Source organism: Leucobacter sp. M11, from assembly GCF_035726885.1.
Classification (GTDB): domain Bacteria; phylum Actinomycetota; class Actinomycetes; order Actinomycetales; family Microbacteriaceae; genus JAPFRB01.
Genome location: NZ_JAPFRB010000004.1, coordinates 153,902 through 155,408, shown reverse-complemented (window position 1 = coordinate 155,408; position 1,507 = coordinate 153,902). Strand labels below are relative to the sequence as shown.

General features: G+C 69.2%; 1 protein-coding gene. It reads right to left on the bottom strand.

The features are described from left to right. Window positions 1-69 precede the first annotated feature (69 nt). Complete coding sequence (locus OOT08_RS12685) at window positions 70-1,431, bottom strand: aspartate aminotransferase family protein (RefSeq protein WP_325093106.1); 1,362 nt, start codon at window positions 1,429-1,431, stop codon at window positions 70-72. Window positions 1,432-1,507 lie beyond the last annotated feature (76 nt).

Sequence of the window (1,507 nt, the reverse complement as noted above, 5' to 3'; positions counted from 1 at the left end):
ACGGCCCGTAGCCCCCCACCGGCGGGGATCGACGCTCGCTCGGAGCGCCGACCCCTCTCGGTGATGAGCCTACTTGCGACCGAACTCGCTCGCGAGTACTTTCATCGAGTCGGCGGCCGCGTTCAGGGTGTCGTCGATGTCGCGGTCGTCGTGCACGAGGGACACGAACAGGTTCTCGAACTGGAGCGGGTGGAAGAGCACGCCGCGCACGACCATCTCCTCGTACCAGCGGGTGAACTCGCCCTCGCGGGTCTGGGCGACGGCGTCGCGCCAGTTCTTCACGGGGCCGTCGGCGAACCAGAGCTGGAACACGGTGCCGAGCCCCGTGACGTAGGCGTCGATGCCGTTGTCGTTCGCGATGCCCTCGAGGCCGGTCGCGAGGCGCTCGCCGAGGGCGCGCTGCCGCTCGTAGAGGCCGGGCTCCGCGAGAAGATCCATCGTGGCCGAGACCGCGGCGCACTGCACCACGTTCGCGTTGTAGGTGCCGGAGTGCGAGTAGGTGCCGTCGGCGATGAGGCGCATGGCCTCCTTCGTGCCGCCGATCGCGGCGACGGGGAAGCCGCCCCCGATCCCCTTGGCATAGGTGGTGAGGTCGGGGATCACGCCGTAGTACTCGTGCGCGCCGCCCCGGGCGATGCGGAAGCCCGTGATGACCTCGTCGAAGATCAGCATCGCGCCGGCCTTCTCGGTCTCGGACCGCAGCAGCTCCAGGTAGCCCGGCTCCGGCAGAATGCACCCCGTGTTCAGCACGGCGGGCTCGGTGATGACCGCCGCGATCTCCTCGCCGCGCTCGCGCATCAGCGCGGAGAAGCTGTCGAAGTCGTTCCAGGTGAGCACGATGAGGGTGTCGCCGAGCTCGGCGGGCACGCCGAGGCCCATCGCGACGGGGCGGGGGCGATCGGCCGGGCCCGCCCGGTCGAGGTCGACGTGGTTGGACCAGTACACGCTGTCCTGCCAGCCGTGGTACAGGCCCTCGAAGCGGACGATCAGGCGGCGGCCGGTCGTGGCGCGGGCCAGGCGCACGGCCTGTCCGACGGCCTCGGAGCCGGAGTTCGCAAAGCGGACCTGCTCGACCCCGGGGACGGCCGCCACGACCTTCTCCGAGGCCTCGATCTCCAGTTCGTAGGGCAGGCCGAAGCTCGTGCCGTGCTCCTGGATGGCGCGGACGACGGCGTCCGTGACGGTGGGGTTGCGGTGGCCGAGGATGCCCGGGCCCAGGCCCAGCAGGTAGTCGACGTACTCGTTGCCGTCGACGTCCGTGATGCGCGAGCCCTGGCCCTGCTCCATGAACAGCGGGTACGGGTTCCAGCCGTTGCGGGGCATGCGGGCGGTGCTCCCGGCGCCTCCGGGAATGGTCAGCTTGGCGCGCTCGAACAGCGCCTTGGAGCGCTGGGTGCGCTTCGGGAACTCGGATGCGAAGGTGACAGACACTGCGGCTCCATTCAGAGGGAAGAAGTGATACTACTTAGTATACTAAGCATAAAGAGATGCGCGGGTCAAGGCTCTC